General features: G+C 72.3%; 13 protein-coding genes. 8 read left to right on the top strand and 5 right to left on the bottom strand.

From position 1 onward, the window contains the following. Nucleotides 1-74: 74 nt before the first annotated feature. The 3 genes from ACWD35_RS36820 to ACWD35_RS36810 all read right to left on the bottom strand — a co-directional run bounded on the left by ACWD35_RS36820 (nucleotide 75) and on the right by ACWD35_RS36810 (nucleotide 5,723). Complete coding sequence (locus tag ACWD35_RS36820; RefSeq protein ID WP_451355719.1) at nucleotides 75-1,613, bottom strand: DUF5719 family protein; 1,539 nt, start codon at nucleotides 1,611-1,613, stop codon at nucleotides 75-77. Beyond that, complete coding sequence (locus ACWD35_RS36815) at nucleotides 1,610-5,269, bottom strand: glycosyltransferase (protein WP_451355718.1); 3,660 nt, start codon at nucleotides 5,267-5,269, stop codon at nucleotides 1,610-1,612. The genes ACWD35_RS36820 and ACWD35_RS36815 overlap by 4 nt, the downstream gene beginning before the upstream one ends. Before the next feature lie 190 nt (nucleotides 5,270-5,459). After that, nucleotides 5,460-5,723, bottom strand: coding sequence for a WhiB family transcriptional regulator (locus ACWD35_RS36810; protein ID WP_003975777.1), 264 nt, complete (start codon nucleotides 5,721-5,723; stop codon nucleotides 5,460-5,462). Between the two features lie 623 nt (nucleotides 5,724-6,346). Here ACWD35_RS36810 and ACWD35_RS36805 point away from each other — a divergent pair. The 4 genes from ACWD35_RS36805 (at nucleotide 6,347) to ACWD35_RS36790 (ending at nucleotide 10,321) form a co-directional block, all read left to right on the top strand. Continuing rightward, nucleotides 6,347-6,889: a cysteine dioxygenase gene (locus tag ACWD35_RS36805; RefSeq protein ID WP_451355717.1), complete on the top strand. Its 543-nt coding sequence runs from the start codon at nucleotides 6,347-6,349 to the stop codon at nucleotides 6,887-6,889. A gap of 34 nt (nucleotides 6,890-6,923) precedes the next feature. Continuing rightward, the gene (cofD, locus tag ACWD35_RS36800) at nucleotides 6,924-7,883 is read left to right on the top strand and encodes a 2-phospho-L-lactate transferase (RefSeq protein WP_451355716.1); all 960 of its coding nucleotides are present in this window, start codon (nucleotides 6,924-6,926) and stop codon (nucleotides 7,881-7,883) included. Beyond that, nucleotides 7,880-9,223 carry a coenzyme F420-0:L-glutamate ligase gene (locus ACWD35_RS36795; RefSeq protein ID WP_451355715.1) on the top strand — a complete coding sequence of 448 codons (1,344 nt, stop codon included), beginning with the start codon at nucleotides 7,880-7,882 and terminating at the stop codon, nucleotides 9,221-9,223. Before cofD ends, ACWD35_RS36795 begins: the two co-directional genes overlap by 4 nt. Nucleotides 9,224-9,307: 84 nt before the next feature. Beyond that, nucleotides 9,308-10,321, top strand: a complete 1,014-nt coding sequence (locus tag ACWD35_RS36790; RefSeq protein ID WP_451355714.1) for a DNA-3-methyladenine glycosylase family protein — start codon at nucleotides 9,308-9,310, stop codon at nucleotides 10,319-10,321. A gap of 135 nt (nucleotides 10,322-10,456) precedes the next feature. Here the strand turns inward: ACWD35_RS36790 and ACWD35_RS36785 are convergent, their stop codons facing one another. Together ACWD35_RS36785 and ACWD35_RS36780 are read right to left on the bottom strand one after the other, a co-directional pair. Next, complete coding sequence (locus ACWD35_RS36785; RefSeq protein WP_451355713.1) at nucleotides 10,457-11,539, bottom strand: sugar phosphate nucleotidyltransferase; 1,083 nt, start codon at nucleotides 11,537-11,539, stop codon at nucleotides 10,457-10,459. A 65-nt stretch (nucleotides 11,540-11,604) separates the two neighbouring features. Next, on the bottom strand, nucleotides 11,605-13,047 hold the full coding sequence (locus ACWD35_RS36780) for a peptidoglycan recognition protein family protein (RefSeq protein WP_451355712.1): 1,443 nt from the start codon (nucleotides 13,045-13,047) through the stop codon (nucleotides 11,605-11,607). 129 nt (nucleotides 13,048-13,176) lie between these two features. Between ACWD35_RS36780 and ACWD35_RS36775 the strand changes: the two genes are divergently transcribed. The 4 genes from ACWD35_RS36775 (at nucleotide 13,177) to ACWD35_RS36760 (ending at nucleotide 19,063) form a co-directional block, all read left to right on the top strand. Beyond that, nucleotides 13,177-13,932 carry a TIGR03089 family protein gene (locus tag ACWD35_RS36775; RefSeq protein WP_451355711.1) on the top strand — a complete coding sequence of 252 codons (756 nt, stop codon included), beginning with the start codon at nucleotides 13,177-13,179 and terminating at the stop codon, nucleotides 13,930-13,932. 114 nt (nucleotides 13,933-14,046) lie between these two features. Beyond that, complete coding sequence (locus ACWD35_RS36770; protein ID WP_451355710.1) at nucleotides 14,047-15,291, top strand: LCP family protein; 1,245 nt, start codon at nucleotides 14,047-14,049, stop codon at nucleotides 15,289-15,291. Nucleotides 15,292-15,524: 233 nt separating this feature from the next. Continuing rightward, on the top strand, nucleotides 15,525-17,303 hold the full coding sequence (locus ACWD35_RS36765) for an LCP family glycopolymer transferase (RefSeq protein ID WP_451355709.1): 1,779 nt from the start codon (nucleotides 15,525-15,527) through the stop codon (nucleotides 17,301-17,303). A 116-nt stretch (nucleotides 17,304-17,419) separates the two neighbouring features. Next, nucleotides 17,420-19,063, top strand: coding sequence for an LCP family protein (locus ACWD35_RS36760; protein ID WP_451355708.1), 1,644 nt, complete (start codon nucleotides 17,420-17,422; stop codon nucleotides 19,061-19,063). The last annotated feature ends 13 nt before the right edge of the window (nucleotides 19,064-19,076 follow it).

Raw genomic sequence — 19,076 nt, 5'->3', positions numbered from 1 at the left:
GTGCCGGTGCCGGCTCCCTGCCCGTTTCCCCCGCCCACCTGTCCTTCCGCTGTCCTTCCGCGCCGCCGAGTCCGCTACTTCTGCACCACCGACACGTCCTCGTCCGCCTCCGGTACGGCCACCATCCCGCGGTCGTCCGGGAGGGTCTGGATCGTGAAGCCGGGGATGCCGTCCTCGGTGGCCGACAGGGTGCGTGCGGCGTAGACCGGGCCGCCGGAGACGGGCTCCACCGTCAGGGCGTAGGTGCCCTTCACACCCGACGGGACCGGGGCGGCGATGTCCTGGGTGGTGCCGGACTTGACCGTGAAGGTCTTCGTGACCGGCGAGCCGCCCTCGCTGCCCGCCGAGGCGGTCACCTTGACGGTGGCCGTGCCGGTGGGCGCGGTCAGCGACAGGATCGTGCCCTTGCCGCTGTTGTCGGCCGACGTCGCGCGCGTGCCGACCGGGGCGGTGGCCGGGATGAACGCCGTCTCCTGGCTCGCTCCCTTGCCGCGCACGACCCGCAGGGCCGCCACGACCGGGACCTCGTGGTCGGTGGGCGTGAGGATCAGGGAGCCCGGCTCGCCCCGGGTGACGTCGCCCAGGTCGGCCGCCGTCGTCATGCCGGACTTGACGTGCAGGGTCTCGTTCCCGGCCGGGGTGATCGAGCCGCTGGGCGAGGCCAGGCGGACCTTCAGGTCGGCGTCGTCGCCGCCGGGCGTGAAGGCGATCAGGCGGACGTCGGTGGCGTCCTTCGGGATGCCGGGCAGGACCAGGCTGCCGGCCGGGTCGGCGGACGCGGCCAGCCAGTCGCCGCCGAGCTTGTCGTCCAGGGCCTGTACGGCCGCGCCGACCCGGCCGCTGCGCACGCCGACGTGCACGGTCACGTCGCTCTGCCGCTCGTCGGTGAGCGTGGACAGCAGGATCGGCTTGCTCGCGTGCGGCGGGATCGTGAGGCCGTCGCCGAACGCGGACTTGATCGCGCCGTCCTTGCCGTACAGCTCGACGTCGACGACGGCGGCGGAGTCGTCGGGGTTGGTCAGGTGGACGTAGTCGGTGCGGTCGGCCGAGGTGCTGGCGCCCGGGAACCAGAACTCGGTGTCCGGTGCGGTGCAGTTGACGCCCTGGAGTCCGCGGCCGGTGCCGGCGGCGATCTCGGTGGTCTCCTGGACCGTCCAGCCGGGCGCGAACTTCCCGTCGGCGGTGCCGACGAGCGCGGGCGCGTCGGCACCGGAGGTGTCACCGGTGACGGGCGTGCCGGGCTCCTTCGGGGTGAGGACGGGGGCGTCCGCCGTCTTCTTGCCGCCCTTGCCGGTCTTGCTTTCGCTGCCCTTGCCGTTCGCCCCGTTCGAGGCGTCCGTGCCGTCCGCCGACTGCGCGGGGGCCGCCTGGAGTTCGGCCTTGCCGCCGCTCTCGGTGCCCTTGGTGACGGGCGTGAACGACGTGTACGCGGTGTCGGCGATGTCGGAGATGCTCGGCGCCGGGCACAGCAGGCTGGTGCGCTCCACGGGCAGCTGGGCGGCGGCCTTGGCGGTGTCCGCGCCGGACGCGGACGGCGTGTCGAGCACGGCGAAGGCGGTGACGGCGGCAAGCGCGCTCGTGCCGGCGATCAGGGACAGGGTCGTGCGGTTCACTGCTGGCTCCCGTCGGGGCGCTCACTGCCGGTGCCGTGGGGGTGCTGGGCCGGGTCGTACGCCGGGTCGTAGCCCTGCGGGTAGGCCGCGGGGTCGTACGGCTGCTGCCCGGCCGTACCGCCGTAGGCGTAGGGGTCGTACTGGCCCGCCTGGTAGGAGTCGGGCTGGTAGGCCTGGTGGTCGTAGCCGGCCGGCTGGTACTGGTCGGCGCCCTGGTACTGGTCGGCGCCGTAGCCGGCGTATTCGGCGCCCGCGTAGGACGCGTTGTCCCAGTCGCCGTACGGCTGCTGGTGCGGGACGGCGGCCGGGGCCTCCTCCAAAGGAGGAGGCACGCTGCCGGGGTCGGGCTGTTCCGGACCGGGCTGCTCGAGGTCGGCCGACTCCTCGGCCTGGGCACGCAGGCGGCGGGCGCGGCGGCCCTCGCCGGAGGTGGCCTGGGCGGGGAGGGGCTGCTCCTCGGGCAGGTCGTCGTCGATGTCGCGGCGGCGGCCGGGCAGTGCGAGGACGACGAGGACGACGGCGAGGGCGCCCTGGGTCCACAGCCAGGCCGTGTGGGCGACCGGCTCGTCGTAGCCGACGTCCAGCCTGCCGCCGGTGGCGGGCAGTTGGAAGCCCTGGGCCCAGCCGTCGACCGTGGTGCGGGCAAGCGGCTTGCCGTCCAGGGTGGCCGTCCAGCCGTCGGCGGCGGTGTCGGCCAGGCGCAGGACGCGGCCGTTGGTCCCGGAGGGGATCGTGGTGTGGATCCGGACGGGTCCGGCGGCGACGGGCTGGGGGGTGCCGGAGCCGTCGGCGGCCACGATGGTGGCGCGGGAGACCTGCTGGTCGACGCGCCACAGGGCGCTGCCGCCCTGCTGGCTGAGCCGGGACAGGCCCGGCGTGGCGTCGAGGACGCGGGTGACCTCGTGGGGCGCGCCCTTGTGGACGAGGACGTAGCGGACGGCGAAGCCGCCGAGCTGGTTCGCCTGGTCGGCGCCGGAGCCGGCGACGAGGTTGGCGACGACCTTGTCGAGCCTGGCGTTCTCCCCGTCGGCGGCGGCGAGCTCGGCGTCGCCCATGCGGACGCCGGAGCCGCGGACGAGGGTGTAGCGCACGCGCGCGGTGGAGTCGCTGTCGAGGATCAGGGTGCGGGCCTGGTCACGGGTGCCGGCGTCCTCGGCGACGAACGCGGGCACCTGCACCGGGTCGCGGCGCTCCAGCGGGCCGTCGGCGCCGCCGAGCATCCAGCCGGCGGCGACGAGCACAGGGCCCGCGGCGGCGGCGAAGGCGATCAGGGCGGCGACCGGCTGGCGCCAGCCGAAGCTCTGCTCGGCCACGCGCGCGCGTGCCCCGTCGGCGCCGAGCGCGGCGGCGGCCAGCAGGGCGATGCCGTAGACGAGGGTGGCCGGTCCGGCCCAGGCGGAGTGGTTGGACAGGACGGCGAGGACGAGGCCCACCAGGGCGACCGCCCAGGCGGTCCGGATGCCCAGCCGGCGCTCGGAGCGCAGGAGGGCGGCGAGCGCGGCCAGGACGATGCCGATGAGCATCAGGCCGTGCACGGTGCCGGGCCCGCCGGGGCTGGCGCCGAGCAGGTCGAGCGCGGAGGCGGTCGAGGGGTCGTACTTCAGTCCGGCTTCCTTGAAGAAGCCGGCCGGGAGCAGGGTCAGCGACCACGGGGCGAGAAGCAGCAGCGGGGTCCCGAGCTGGGCGAGGAGGCGCAGGCCGTGGGCGACGGGGTCGCTGCGGCGCAGCACCAGCACACCGACGCCGAGGATCAGCGCGATGGGCCAGACGATCGGCGTGAAGGCGGTGGCGAGGGTCAGCAGCAGCGCGTACGCCCAGGTGGCGCGCCAGCTGCCGCGCGCGCCGGAGCGGTGGGCGAGGCCCGAGGCGGCGACGCCCGCTCGCGCGAGGAGCGGCAGCAGCACGGCGAGGACGGCGGTGCCGATCCGGCCGCCGGCCAGCGCGCCGGTGGCGGCGGGCAGGAAGGCGTAGGCGATGGCCGCCCAGGCACGCAGCAGGCGCGAGGTGACGAGCGGGCGGGAAGCGAAGTAGGCGGTCAGTCCGGCCAGCGGCACCGAGCAGACCAGCAGGACGGTGACCGCGAGCCCGGTGGAGCCGAACAGGATCGAGGCGAGGGTGGCGACGACGGCCAGGTACGGCGGGGCGGACGGGGTGCCGCCCGCGCCCACCGGGTGCCAGGAGTCGGCGTAGCGGGACCACAGCTCGCCGGCGTCGGCCGGGGCGGGCAGCAGGGCGCCGCCCGCGAGCGCGCCGCCGCCGAGCAGGGCGCGGCAGGCGACGAGCGAGATCAGGAGCAGCCCGAGGAAGAGCACGGGGCCGGGCTTGCGGGCGATCCGCTTGAGCCGGGCGAACTGCTCGACCTCCAGGAAGTCGGCGTCGTCGCCGCCGGGCCCGGACTCCACGGCGCCGCCGTGCCGGCCGGCCGAGGAGGTGTCGGGGTCGGAGCCGCCGGTGAAGTTGCCGGCGACCTGTTCCACGGTGGCGCGGATGGTCGCGCCGGGCGGCGGGAAGAGCCTGCGCAGTTCTTCCTTGTCGATCTGGGAGGGGCCGCGCCGGCGCCGGCCGGCGATGATCCGCTCGGGTCGCAGCAGGGTGCCCAGCAGGCCGCGGATCTCGTCGACGGCCTGGCCGGGGACCTTGCCGACGAGGTAGGCGAGAGTCCTGAGGAAGGTGCCGAACACGAGCCGCAGCGATACCCAGGGCAGCGCGGCGGCGCGGGTGTTGACGAGGAGGGTGTAGACGGCGCCCGCCTTGTCGACCTTGTGCGGGGAGGCCGCGGTGCGGCCCATGCAGTCGACGGTGCGGCGCTCGCGGGAGGCGGCCTCGGCGTGCCGGACGACGGCGTCGGGGGCGACGAGGACGCGGTGGCCGGCGGTGTGGGCGCGCCAGCACAGGTCGACGTCGTCACGCATGAGGGGCAGCCGGCGGTCGAAGCCGCCGAGCTGTTCGAAGACGTCGCGGCGGACGAGCATGCCGGCGGTGGAGACGGACAGCACGGTACGGACGTGGTCGTGCTGGCCCTGGTCCTGTTCGCGGCGGTCGAGGCCGGTCCAGCGGCGGCCGGAGTTGGCGATGGAGACACCGACCTCCAGCAGCTGGCGGCGGTCGTACCAGCCGCGCAGCTTGGGTCCGACGACGGCCACGTCGTCGCGGCCCAGTTCGATCTCGTTCTCCACGACGCGCAGCAGTTCGGCGAGGGCGTCGGGTTCGGGGGCGCAGTCGTCGTGCAGCAGCCACAGCCACTGGACCGGCTCGCCGTGCGGCAGTTCGGGCAGGTCGTAGGCGTCGTCGCGCCAGCTGCGCGTGACGGGGTCCCAGCCGCTGGGACGCTTGAGGTAGGGCAGGTCGTCCGGGGTGAGGGCGGGCGCGGTGCGGCTCGCCTCCTCGACGGCCTGGCCGAAGCCGGTGCGGCGGGCGAGGTGCAGGACGTTGCCGTCGCCGAGGGCGTCGGTGAGCAGCTGGGCGGAGTCGTCCGCGCTGCCGGTGTCGGCGGCCACCGCGTACTGGACGGGGCGCTCCTGGCCGAGCAGCCCGGCGAGCGCGTCGGGCAGCCAGCGGGCGCCGTCGTGGGAGACGAGGACCGCGGTCACCACATGACGCGGAAACTCAGGTGTGGCAGCTGAGTCTTGGGCTGCCGTATGGCTGTGCACGGACATCGAGGTACGGGCCCCGGTTCGATGGACTGCGGTGGACGCCCGTGCCACCTCGCGCGTCGAGAGGACGTCGAGAGGACAGCAGGGCGTCTCGGACGAGCGACCACACTATCGGCTGCCCATGACGACGGCCCGCCGCCTGTGGATAACCCACATGCGACGGGCCGTTCGCAAGAACTCTGTGTAGGTCTGGTCACACGGCGGCCTTCTTCAGGCGCCGGCGTTCACGCTCGGACAGACCGCCCCAGATGCCGAAGCGCTCGTCGTTGGCGAGGGCGTATTCGAGGCATTCGGAGCGCACCTCGCAGGCGAGGCAGACCTTCTTCGCCTCTCTGGTGGAGCCGCCCTTCTCGGGGAAGAAGGACTCGGGGTCGGTCTGGGCGCACAGCGCGCGCTCCTGCCAGCCGAGTTCCTCGTCCGCGTCGTCGACCAGCAGTTGCTGCACCAGCTCGGTCATGTGCGCCCCTCGTCTGTCTTTCGCGTCCCCGTGTGTAGCCGTTTCCGATTTCGGCTGAACGACACGAGTGAAATTACAAGTGTGCTGCTCCGGGCGAGTCAAGCCGAGATCTGCTATTGGGTCCGTTATTCACTCTGCGGAACCAAGGCCGTGCAGAAAGTGTTCAAATCGCCATAAACCTTGACGCGCAGGTGAGACCCGGAGGGGCGTCGGCCCGTCGGGGTCTCTGTACGAAGCCGTCCAGATCTCTGTACGAAGAAGGACGCCCCTGTGTTCGATCGCGTTCCGCGAGGCTCACGCGCCCGGATGTGCGCCATGTGTCCCAGGGTGCGAATGAACAAACCTTTCGCTTGGAGATGAACCGGATGTGGTGAAACATGTCCCACATTCCGGGCGTCGAGTTGACAGTGCGGGTGTGAACCGGTGTCCTGGGGGGCATGCTCGCGCACTCGGCACTCACCTCGACCCGCACCGCCGGGTCCCTCGGTGCTGCCCAGGGTCGCTGTAGCTGTTGTTGCTGTTCCAGCTGTTGAGCCACACCTGCTCCAGCTGTAGGCCGAGTCCCTTGGCGACTCGGCGTTCGTTTCTCTGATCCTTCTTTCACTGAGGAACCACGCACCCTTATGAACAGCGACAACGATCTCCAGATCGCCGGCGACATCCTCGAAGTCCCGCACCTGCTCCAGCCGCCGCGCGAGCACCCGGCCACCGTCGCCGAGTTCGTCGGCCTCGCCCGCTCGATCGCGGCCGACCGCTCCCAGTGGGCGCACCTCGTCCGCTACGACGCCACCACCCGCTGGTACCACCGGCTGCGCACCGGCCCCGGCTACGAGGTGTGGCTGCTGTCCTGGGTGCCGGGGCAGGGCAGCGGGCTGCACGACCACGGCCGCTCCTCCGGTGTCCTCACCGTGCTGGAGGGCACGCTCACCGAGCGCGCCGAGCGCACCACGCGCGCGTTGGCGGGGGGCGCCCAGCGGGTGTTCGCACCCGGGTACGTGCACGAGGTCGTCAACGACACGCTGGAGCCGGCGATCAGCCTGCACGTCTACTACCCGGGCCTGACCGAGATGCCGATGCTCCCCCAGTCTCGACTTCGTTCGACCGGGGGGACCCTCATGGCCCCCAACTGCGAGGCCCGTACGGAGCCGCGTTCCGTGACTGCCTGACGCATTGTCGGACCCGCCTGCAAGACTTGGGGCCATGCGCATTGTGGTTCTGGCAGGCGGCATCGGCGGTGCCCGGTTCCTGCGTGGTCTGAAACAGGCCGTGCCCGACGCGGACATCACCGTGATCGGCAACACCGGCGACGACATCCACCTCTTCGGGCTGAAGGTCTGCCCGGACCTCGACACGGTGATGTACACGCTCGGCGGCGGCATCAACGAGGAGCAGGGCTGGGGGCGGACCGACGAGAGTTTCCATCTCAAGGAGGAGCTGGCGGCCTACGGCGTCGGCCCGGACTGGTTCGGGCTCGGCGACCGGGACTTCGCCACGCACATCGTGCGGACGCAGATGCTGGGCGCCGGTTATCCGCTCAGCGCGGTGACGGAAGCGCTGTGCGACCGGTGGCAGCCGGGCGTACGGCTGATCCCCATGACCGACGACCGCGTCGAGACGCACGTGGCCGTCGAGGTCGACGGCGAGCGCAAGGCGGTCCACTTCCAGGAGTACTGGGTACGGCTGCGCGCCTCCGTGCCGGCCGAGGCGGTCGTCCCGGTCGGCGCCGAGCAGGCCAAGCCCGCGCCGGGCGTCCTGGAGGCCATCGCCGAGGCGGACGTCGTCCTCTTCCCGCCGTCCAACCCGGTCGTCTCCATCGGCACGATCCTCGCCGTACCCGGCATCCGGGAGGCGATCGCGGAGGCGGGCGTGCCCGTGGTGGGCCTGTCCCCCATCGTCGGCGACGCACCCGTGCGCGGGATGGCCGACAAGGTGCTCGCCGCGGTCGGCGTGGAGTCCACGGCCGCCGCGGTCGCCGAGCACTACGGCTCGGGCCTGCTGGACGGCTGGCTGGTCGACACGGTGGACGCGGACACCGTCGCGAGCGTCGAGGCGGACGGGATCCGCTGCAGGGCCGTACCGCTGATGATGACCGACGTGGACGCGACGGCGCAGATGGCGCGGGAGGCGCTGGCGCTGGCCGAGGAGGTGCGGGGAGCGTGAGCGAGGCAGCCACCGGCGCGGCGGCGGACGAGCGCCCCGGATACCGGGTCTGGGCCCTGTCCGGGCTCCCCGAGGTGCGGCCGGGCGACGATCTGGCCAAGCTGATCGCCGGCGCCGAACCGGGGCTGGCCGACGGGGACGTGCTGATCGTCACCTCCAAGATCGTGTCCAAGGCCGAGGGCCGGATCGTGGAGGCGGCCGACCGGGAGGCGGCCATCGACGCCGAGACGGTCCGGGTCGTGGCCCGGCGCGGCCCGCTCCGCATCGTGGAGAACCGGCAGGGACTGGTCATGGCCGCCGCCGGGGTCGACGCCTCCAACACCCTTGCCGGGACCGTGCTGTTGCTGCCCGAGGACCCGGACGCGTCCGCGCGTGCGATCCGTGACGGCCTGCGCGACACGCTCCGCGTCAACGTCGGTGTCGTCATCACCGACACCTTCGGGCGACCCTGGCGCGCGGGGCTCACGGACGTCGCGATCGGCGCCGCCGGGGTGCGCGTGCTGGACGACCTGCGCGGCGGCACGGACGCGCACGGCAACCCGCTGAGTGCGACCGTCGTGGCAACGGCCGACGAACTGGCCGCCGCCGGTGAGCTGGTCAAGGGCAAGGCGGACGGGCGGCCGGTCGCCGTGGTGCGCGGGCTGCCGCACGTGCTGACCCCGGCGGAGGACGACGGCGCCGACACGGGGGCGCGGGCGCTGGTGCGCGACGCGCGCGACGACATGTTCCGGCTCGGCACCTCGGAGGCGGTCCGGGAGGCGGTGACCCTGCGGCGCACCGTGCGGGCCTTCACCGACGAGCCCGTGGACCCCGGCGCGGTGCGCCGCGCGGTGGCCGCCGCGGTGACCGCGCCCGCGCCGCACCACACCACCCCGTGGCGGTTCGTCCTGCTGGAGTCGCAGGAGTCGCGCACCCGGCTGCTCGACGCGATGCGCGACGCCTGGATCGCCGACCTGCGCGGGGACGGCAGGAGCGAGGAGTCCATCGCCCGGCGCGTCCGCCGCGGCGACGTCCTGCGCAACGCGCCTTCTCTGGCCGTGCCCTGCCTCGTCATGGACGGCTCGCACCACTACGGGGACGCGCGGCGGGACGGAGCGGAGCGGGAGATGTTCGTGGTCGCCGCCGGCGCGGGCGTGCAGAACTTCCTGGTCGCGCTGGCCGGGGAGCGGCTGGGCTCGGCCTGGGTGTCGTCCACGATGTTCTGCCGGGACGTGGTGCGCGAGGTGCTCGATCTGCCCGCGCACTGGGACCCGATGGGCGCGGTGGCGATCGGACACCCGGCGGAGGAGCCGAGACCTCGGCCGGAGCGGGACGCGGGCGGCTTCATCGAGGTGCGGTGAGTTCGCGGTGCCGTGCGTTCCGCGTACGGCACCCGTGCGACCGCCTAGTCTCGTAGGACAGCCCCAGCATTTTTAGGACCTCTCGTGGCAGGACGTTTTCCGCAGCGCCCCACACGTACGACCGTGCGCGGTGGCCATGTCGTCGTGCCCGGCGGCGGGGTGCCGCGGCAGGCGGTCTCTCCTGCGCGGGTGCGCCGGTGGAGGCCGGACGGGCCGCTCGACCTCGGCCTGGTCCTCGGCCCGCTGCGGCGCGGGCCCGCCGACCCGACGTTCCGGGCCCAGCGGGACGGCTCCGTGTGGCGGGCCAGCCGTACGCCCGCCGGGCCGGGGACGCTGCGGGTGTGCGCGTACGGCGGTGAGGTGCGCGCGGAGGCGTGGGGGCCCGGAGCCGACTGGCTGCTGGAGCAGCTCCCGGAGCTGCTCGGCGCGGCCGACGACCCGGACGCGTTCGAGCCCCGGCACCGGGTGGTGGCCCTCGCGCGGCACCGGCGGCCGGGGCTGCGGCTGACGCGGACCGGGCTGGTGATGGAGTCGCTGATTCCGTCGGTCCTGGAGCAGAAGGTCACGACCGACGAGGCGTACCGGGCGTGGCGGCTGCTGGTACGGAAGTTCGGGGAGCCGGCGCCGGGGCCCGCGGGCGCGGGCGAGCGGCCGATGTTCGTGATGCCGGCGCCGCGGACCTGGGCGCTGATTCCCTCCTGGGAGTGGCACCGGGCGGGGGTCGACGACAAGCGGGCCTCGACGATTCTGCGGGCCGTACGGGTCGCTGCGCGGCTGGAGCAGGCGGTGGGGATGCCGGCGCCTGAGGCCCAGGCGCGGTTGGAGGTCGTACCGGGGATCGGGCCGTGGACGTCGGCGGAGGTCGTGCAGCGGAGCCTGGGAGCGGCGGACGCGGTGACCGTCGGGGATCTGCATCTGCCGGGGATCGTGGGGTGGGCGTTGGCGGGGGATCGGGATGCCGACGATACGGAGATGCTGCGCCTGCTCGAGCCGTATGCCGGGCAGCGGCATCGGGCGGCCCGGTTGATCCTGCTGAGCGGGCGCGTGCCGGCGCGGCGGGCGCCGAAGATGCCGAAGGTGGACATCGGGTTGCTCTGACGTGCCGTCGGCTGCAGCTGGGCGGACGGTTCGCTCAGCGGCGCCGGCAAGGTGCCGTGCGCCGCAGCGGGCCGGGCGGGGTTTTCGCTTACCCGCGCTTGCGGGGTGCCGCTGCGGCTTCTCAGGAGCGCGCCGTCACTGGTCCGAAGAGAAGCGGAGCGCGCCCGCGGGGATTCGGGCGTCGCACCAGACCCTGGCTCCCTCGAGCAGCTCGTTGTCGGGACCGACGACCGCACCGTCGCCGATGACCGTGCCGGTGAGGATGGAGCGTTCGCCGATGCGGGCGCGGGTGCCGATGAGGGAGTCGGTGATGACCGCGCCGGGTTCGATGACGGCGCCGGGGAGGATCGTGGAGCCGGAGACGCGCGCGCCTTCGGCGACGAACGCGCCCTCGCCGACCACCGTGCCGCCCGTCAGCTTGGCGTCCGGGGCGACCCGAGCGGTGGGGAGGACCAGCCGGTCGCCGCAGCGGCCCGGGACCGCGGGGGACGGGGCCCGGCCCAGGACCAGGTCCGCCGAGCCGCGGACGAAGGCCGCGGGGGTGCCCAGGTCCAGCCAGTACGTGGAGTCGACCATGCCCTGTAGGTGGGCTCCGGCGGCGAGGAGGTCCGGGAACGTCTCGCGTTCCACCGAGACCGGACGGCCCGCCGGGATCGTGTCGATGACCGAGCGGCGGAAGACGTACGCCCCCGCGTTGATCTGGTCGGTGACGATCTCCTCCGGGGTCTGGGGCTTCTCCAGGAAGGCCAGGACCCTGCCCGTCGGGTCCGTGGGGACCAGGCCGTAGGCGCGCGGGTCCGTCACCTGGGTGAGGTGCAGCGACACGTCCGCGCCCGTCGACTCGTGGGTGCCGACGAGCGCCCTGATGTCCAGACCCGTCAGGATGTCGCCGTTGAAGACCAGTACCGGGTCCTCCGGGCCGGAGTGCAGACGGGAGGCCACGTTGCGGATCGCGCCGCCCGTGCCGAGCGGCTCCTCCTCGGTGACGTACTCGAGGTGCAGGCCGAGCGCGGAGCCGTCGCCGAAGTACGGTTCGAAGACCTCCGCCAGATAGCTCGTGGCGAGCACGATGTGGTCCACGCCCGCGGCCTTCGCCCGCGCCAGCTGGTGCGTGAGGAACGGCACTCCGGCCGCCCGGACCATCGGCTTGGGCGTGTGCACCGTGAGCGGGCGCAGCCGGGTGCCTTTGCCGCCGACCAGGAGGATCGCTTCTGTCACCTGTCGTCTCTGCTTCCTGCCGGGACCGGCCGAACTACACGTTTCGGCCGGCCAGTGTATGCATCTCATCGCCCCTGGTAGTGCGCCGCACTGGAACGGGCCGAGCCGAGCTTGGCGTAGAGCCGCCTGCCCGGGCACTCCGTGGCGAATCCGTCCCTATGGCCAGAGATCACGTTCAGTCGCACCTTCTTACCCTTGGGGAAGAGATTGCCACCGCCCGAGGTCAGATATGTCTTGCCGCGCGGATCGGCCCTGTAGAGACCGAGCTTCCACGCCGTCAGCTTGGCGATGGCCTTCACGGCAGCGGCGGACGGCTTGGTGGAGCCGTAGGTGCCGATCACGGCGATGCCCATGCTGTTGGTGTTGAACCCGCGGGTGTGGGCGCCCATGACCGCCTTCGCCACGCCCCCGGCCCGGCCCTCGTAGGTGGTTCCGCACTTGTCGACGAGGAAGTTGTAGCCGATGTCCCGCCAGCCCATGCTCCGCACGTGGTAGCGGTAGATACCGCGGATGACGGACGGCGCCTGCGAACACCTGTACTTGTTGCCCGAGGCGGTGTGGTGCACGAAGGCCGCCTTGACCTTCTTCGTGTAGACGAACCCACGCCCGCGCAGTGACTCGTCCGCGCCCCAGCCGCGCCGCGTGACGATCCGCGGGCGCGGACCGATGTACGGCTTCGCCCGCGGGTTCGGCTCCACCCCCAAGCCACGCCGGAGCCGGGCGAGTTCCCGCTCGGTGGCGCTCCTGCCCAGCGCCGGGATCTCGGAGGCGCCGAGGCGGGCGAGGTCGGTGTTGACGGCGGAGGCCGCGGTCGCCGCTTCGTTGTCGATGCCGGTGACCGTGCCGGTGCCGAGGCGCGGCACGTCGGCCGATGGGCCCTGCCGCGGCGCCTGGCGCCCCGGGTCGACGAGTTCCAGCCGCAGCCCGGACGGCAGCGACCAGTGCACTCCGCCGGTACCGCTGCCCCGGTCGCCGCCAGCGCTTCGTCCGCCGGCCGCCCGGACCGTCTCCGCGTCCAGGCGCACCCGGATGTCCACGCCGTTCGAGTCGCCCGTCCACAGCGGTGCGGTCGCCCCGCGCACCCTGCCCGAGGAGCGTTCCGCCGAGCCCGGGTCGACGCCGTCGTCCGCGTAGTGCGTCTCGACCTTCTGCCAGCCGGACCACTTCTTCGTCGCGGTGGACCGGGTGCGCACCTGGACGCGGCCGTGCAGCTCGGCGTCCGGGTCGTCCCAGACGACTCCGACCAGCGAGAAGCGGTTGATCGCGGCGCGGTACAGGCCCTGTTCCGCGGCCACTTGCGCAGCCGCGCCGAAGCCGCGTGTCCGGGAGAGGGGGAGGAGGGGCAGCGACTGGGTGCGGCCAGGGACCGCGGCCTCGGCGGTGACGGCGGCCAGGCCCGCAGACGCCGACGCCGCCCGCGCGGGCAGGGTCAACGGGAGGGCGAGGGCCGCCGCGCACGTGAGGCCGACCGAGGAGACACCGATCGAAGAAGTGAGAAATGCTCGCATAGCGCTGATCCTGGACATAGTCATTTAAATCTGTCCAACGATGAACTGACGGACCGTCGGGAACCGTTCCGCCGAACCGGTGGCCCCGCCGCTCGGTGCGCGGAGCGGCCCGCGCGTACCCTGTCCCGGGTGAACGCCACCGATCGCACCCCCGCCGACCTGCTGACTTCCGCGCTCGCCGGGGACCCCGGCCGCCCGTTGGTGACCTTCTACGACGACGCCACGGGCGAGCGCGTCGAACTGTCCGTCGCCACCTTCGCCAATTGGGTGGCCAAGACCGCGAACCTCCTTCAGGGCGACCTCAACGCCGGGCCCGGCGACCGGGTCGCGCTGCTGCTGCCCGCGCACTGGCAGACGACGGTGTGGCTGCTCGCCTGTGCGTCGGTGGGGGCGGTGGCCGATGTCGCCGGGGATCCCGCCGCGGCCGACGTGGTCGTCAGCGGGCCGGACTCGCTGGACGCGGCGCTGGCCTGCCCCGGGGAGCGGGTGGCGCTCGCGCTGCGGCCGTTGGGCGGGCGGTTCCCGCAGCCACCGGCCGGCTTCGTCGACTACGCCGTGGAAGTGCCCGGCCAGGGTGACCGGTTCGTGCCGTTCGCGCCGGTGGACCCGGAGGAGCCGGCGCTGATCGTCGCGGGCGCCGAGTTCAGCGGGGCCGAAGTCGTGGAGCGGGCCCTGGGGGACGCGCCTTCGCTGGATCTGACGGGGCCCGGGTCCCGGCTGCTGTCCGGGCTGTCGTACGACACGTGGGAGGGGCTGAGCGCGGGGCTGTACGCGCCGCTCGCCACCGGCGGTTCCGTGGTGCTGTGCCGTCATCTCGATCGGCTGGACGAGGAAGGTCTCGCCAAGCGGATCGAGAGTGAGAGGGTGACCGCGGTTCGCCGCTGAGGTCGGCTGCCGTCCCCCGATCGGAGTAACAACGGGCGCCCCCGGGACCCCTCCCCCGCCATCGTCGTAAGAGCAGGACACAACGCTCGTACGCCATGAGGGGGTGGCCCGCCCGTGAGCGGCACCGTTGGCAAGGCCAGGCCCCTCGGCCCGGGGCCCGGGGCCTCCGCGACCGGGGCCGGGCTCGTACGGCGGCGTCGGCGGCGGCTGGTGAAAGGTGCGGCCCTCGCCGTGGCCGTACTCGTCGTCGGCGCCGGTGGGGTCGGGTGGGCCCTGTACGCCAAGCTCAACGCCAACATCACCGCCGATGAAGCCGCCGCCCGCGAACTCGCCCGCTACGAGCGTGAGCGGCCCACCGCACTGGTGCGGGACGCGCAGAACATCCTGCTGATCGGGTCCGACACGCGGGCCGGGGACGGCAACGGGAAGTACGGGCGGGACCTGGGCAGTGAGCGGTCGGACACGACGATCCTGCTGCACCTGGCCGCCGACCGGCGCAGCGCCACCGCCGTGTCCCTGCCCCGGGACCTGATGGTGGACATACCGGAGTGCCTGCGGGCCGACGGCAGTCGCAGCGAGCCGGTGTTCGCGATGTTCAACCACGCCTTCCAGGTGGGCGGTTCGGCGTGCACCATCCGTACCGTCGAGAAGCTGACGGACATCCGGGTCGACCATCACGTGGTGGTGGACTTCAGCGGGTTCAAGGACATGGTCGACGCCGTCGACGGGGTGCAGGTGTGCCTGAAGGAGCCCATCGACGACAGGGCGGCCCGGCTGAAGCTGCCCGCGGGCAAGGTGGAGCTCGACGGCGAGCAGGCCCTCGGCTATGTGCGGGCGCGCAAGTCGCTCGGTGACGGCAGTGACACCGAGCGGATGGAGCGGCAGCAACGCTTTCTCGCGGCGCTCGTCAGCAAGGTGCAGAGCAACGACGTCCTGCTGAATCCGGTGAAGCTGTATCCGGTGCTGGACGCGGCGACCTCCTCGCTCACCACCGATCCGGAATTGGCAAGTCTGCGCGGTTTGTACCAGTTGGTCCGCGGGCTGCGCAACATTCCCACCGAACATGTGCAGTTCCTGACCGTGCCGCGGGAGTCGTACGTCTACGACGCCAACCGCGACCAGCTCGTGGAGCCGGAGGCGGAGAAGCTCTTCGCCCGGCTGCGGGCGGACCAGCCGGTGGCGGTGGCGGCGCACGTGCCGCGACAGGATCAGCCACAGCCGGACATTTCACGGCAAGGTCTCGCACAACGGGAGCACGGCAACGGGGCTTCCGCAGACCCCTCCACCGGCCCCTCCGACCGCCCCTCGCCCGCACCCACCTTCAGCGGGAACACCGCCGCCGAGCACACCTGCGAGTAAGAGGTACGCAAGAGCGACGAACTTCTGTCCAGAAAAATGGGCGGGATTGCCCAGTTGTAGGGACGTGGAATTTGTCACCGGCGTCGCTTGACGCTGAACTGGGCGGATAGTGTGAGCGATCCGGTGCACCAGGCCACGAGGTCCGTCCTGGGGTCGTGCACTGATTCACCGAGACCCGAGCGCCTTCTGGGGGGAGAGGCGCCGCGTGGCCCCGACGGAGGATTCGGACAACCGTGGACGCGCAAGGCCGTGGGCGGGCGGAGAACATCGACCCCGCAGACCAGTGGGTGCTCAATCCGAACACCGGAGAATACGAACTGCGACTGAACAGTTCCGCTCCGCAGTCATCGGTCCCGAGGCCCCGGAGATCTTCCTCCCGGGGCCCGGGCGGTGCGCCGCGCCGCCGTGGCGACGAGGCGGCGGGCCGTCGTGACGACGAGGCGGCGGGCCACCCGCGCGAGCCGCGGCAGGCGACGCGCAGCGCGGACGTGCCGGGACCGCGCCGCCGCCGGAGCGCCGAGCCCGAGCCGCCGCAGGGGCGGCGGAGCCGGCGGCCGGTGAAGAAGGGGTCGAAGGTCAAGAAGGTGCTGGCGTGGACCGCCGGCGGCACGGCGTTCGTCCTGGTCGCCGTCGGCACGGCCGGCTACCTCTACCTCAAGCACCTGGAGGGAAACGTCACCGCGACCGATGTCGGTGACGCGGCCAAGGACGGCTTCGACAAGGACGCCGCCTTCAACATCCTGATCATCGGCACCGACAAGCGCACCGGCACGGGCAACGAGGGCTACGGCGACAAGGGCAGCGTCGGGCACGCCGACACCAACATCCTGCTGCACGTCTCCAAGGACCGTACGAACGCGACCGCGCTGAGCATCCCGCGCGACCTGATCGTGAACGTGCCGGACTGCAAGACCAAGCAGCCCGACGACACCGTGAAGGTCATCCCGGGCTCCGCGAACTCCCGCTTCAACACCAGCCTGGGCCAGGAGGGCCGGGACCCCGGCTGCACCATGCGCACGGTGAAGGCGGTCACCGGCGTCGAGCCCGACCACTTCATGATGGTGGACTTCAACGCGGTCAAGACGCTGACGTCGGCGGTCGGCGGCGTCAACGTGTGCCTCGCGCACGCCGTGAACGACAAGGACTCCCACCTGAACCTGCCCGCCGGCGAGCACAAGATCCAAGGCGAGCAGGCGCTGGCGTTCGTGCGCACCCGGCACAGTTTCGGCAACCACGGCGACCTGGACCGGATCAAGGCGCAGCAGCAGTTCATGGGCTCGCTGATGCGCAAGATGTCCTCCAGCGACACCCTCACCAGCCCGACCAAGCTCATAAAGCTCGCGGAGGCGGCCACCAATGCGCTCACCGTCGACAAGGGCATCAAATCCGTGGGCACGCTCAAGAACATCGCCATGGAGCTGAAGAAGGTGCCGCCGAAGAACATCAGCTTCGTGACGGTGCCGGTGATCGACAACCCCGCGGACGGGGTCGTCCACAAGACGGTCATCGTCGACCCCAATCTGGCACCCGAGGTCTTCGACGCCATCAAGAACGACGTCTCCTTCACCGACGTGCAGAAGAAGGAGAAGGCGGAGAAGGACGCCCAGGCCGCGCGGCTCAAGGGACCGAAGTCCGCGCCGTCCGAGGTGCGGGTGCGCATCCTCAACGGCGGCGCCGTGGGCGGCAGCGCGCAGACGACCCTGCAATGGCTGCAGAACGACAAGGGCGTGCTCAAGTCGGAGAACGACGGCAACGCGCCCGCAGCGCTGGCCAAGACGACCCTGGAGTACGCGCCGGACCAAGCCGACCAGGCACGTGAGCTGGCCGCCCTGATGGGGCTGCCGGGGTCCGCGCTCAAGCCCGGCAAGAGCGTGACCAACTCCCAGGGGCTGCCCGCGATTACCCTGACGCTGGGCAAGGACTTCAAGGGCGCCGGGGTCTCCCTGACCGCTCCGCGCAAGCCTCCGAAGGTCATCAAGTCCACGGCCGACAAGGCCGAGTGCGCCTCGTAAGGCCCGGGGCCGGAAAGGTTCAGTGGCCTCATAGGTAACCCAACGGGTCCGTCACGCGTCTAACTCTGGGCGGGACGGACCCGTTGCACGTTGGCGCAGGCTGGGGAGGGCAGGCTTTGTCGCAGAGCGAAGTGCGGGGGGAGGCCGCCGCGGTCGAGGACACGATGCCGCTCACGGCGCGGCCCCGGACCGCACCGGACGGCCCCGGACACCACGGCGGCGGGCGGCGGGGCGGCGGCTCGAAGACCGACCGGCGGCGGCGCAGGCGGCGGGTGCTGCGCTGGTCGGCAACCACCCTGGCGGTGGTGATACTCGGCACGGCCGCGGCCGGCTACCTCTACTACGAGCACCTGAACGGCAACATCCACAAGGGCGAGCGCAGCAGCGGCGACTCCTCGGCGCAGAAGTCCCAGCCGAACGCGGCGGGGCAGACTCCGCTGAACATCCTGCTGATCGGCTCCGACAGCCGTAACTCCGACGAGAACGTGAAGCTCGGCGGCGCCAAGTACGACCGCGGCAGCCCGCCGCTCGGCGACGTGCAGATGCTCATCCACCTCTCCGCGGACCGCAAGAGCGCCGCGATGGTGAGCATCCCCCGCGACACCCGGGTCGACATCCCGCGGTGCACGGACCCCGACACCGGCAAGGTCTATCCGCCGACCCACGACATCATCAACACCACGCTGGCCCGGGGCGGCGCCGGCTGCACGCTGGCCACCTGGCAGAACCTCACCGGGGTCTACATCGACCACTGGATGACGATCGACTTCGCGGGCGTGGTGAACATGGCGGACGCCATCGGCGGCGTCGAGGTCTGCGTGAACCAGAACGTGTGGGACCGCTCGACGGCCGCCCAGCGCGGCGGCTCCGGGCTGAAGCTGACGGCAGGGCGCCACAAGGTCAAGGGCGTCCAGGCCCTGCAGTGGCTGCGCACCCGGCACGCCTGGGGCAGCGACCTGATGCGGGCCCGCGCCCAGCACATGTACCTGAACTCGATGATCCGCACGCTGAAGCACCAGAACGTCTTCACCGACGCGGGCCGGCTGATGGACCTGGCCGAGGCGGCCACCAAGTCCCTGACGGTGTCCCGGGAGATCGGCACGGTCAAGAAGCTGTACGACCTGGGCACGGAGCTGAAGTCGGTGCCGACCGACCGGATCACGTCGGTGACGATGCCCAACGTCCCCGACCCGCAGAACAGCGAGCACGTCGTACCGGACCAGGCGGGCGCCGACCGGCTGTGGCAGATGCTCCGCGACGACGTGCCGCTCGACAAACACGGCAAGGGTTCGGGCGCGAAGCAGGACGCGCCCAAGACCGCGCCGAGCAAGACACCCTCGCTCGCCCCGGACCAGCTCGGCGTCATGGTCCAGAACGCCACCCGGACCGACACGGAGGCACCGGTGAGCGGCCGGGCCCGGGAACTCACCCAGGCGCTCGCGCAGCAGGGCTACGCCAGGGCGACGGCCGACACCGCCGAGACGCTGTCCGAGGACACGACGGTCGTGCGCTATCCCAGCGCGGACCTGGAGGGCGACGCCCAGGCGGTGGCCAAGGCGCTGGGCATCCCGCCGACCGCGGTGAAGCGGTCGACCGACGTGTCCGGGGTCACGGTCGTCGTCGGCGCCGACTGGCGCACGGGCACGGCCTACCCCAGGCAGGCACCGCCGAAGGCGGGCGACATCCCGAGCGGCGCCGACGCCATCAACGGCTCGGACAGCTCCAAGTGCATGGACGTGTACAAGCCGTACCAGTGGTGAAACGCCTTGCGGC

Source organism: Streptomyces sp. NPDC002671, assembly GCF_053592475.1.
The sequence above is the reverse complement of the archived record's forward strand: the minus strand, read 5'-3'. Positions and strand labels throughout refer to the sequence as shown.

Bases quoted from the DNA above. Each gene is read 5' to 3' on its own strand.
- ACWD35_RS36805 (WP_451355717.1), top strand. From the start codon at position 6,347: ATGAACAGCGACAACGATCTCCAGATCGCCGGCGACATCCTCGAAGTC.
- cofD (WP_451355716.1), top strand. From the start codon at position 6,924: ATGCGCATTGTGGTTCTGGCAGGCGGCATCGGCGGTGCCCGGTTCCTG.
- ACWD35_RS36810 (WP_003975777.1), bottom strand. From the start codon at position 5,723: ATGACCGAGCTGGTGCAGCAACTGCTGGTCGACGACGCGGACGAGGAA.
- ACWD35_RS36815 (WP_451355718.1), bottom strand. From the start codon at position 5,269: ATGTCCGTGCACAGCCATACGGCAGCCCAAGACTCAGCTGCCACACCT.
- ACWD35_RS36780 (WP_451355712.1), bottom strand. From the start codon at position 13,047: ATGCGAGCATTTCTCACTTCTTCGATCGGTGTCTCCTCGGTCGGCCTC.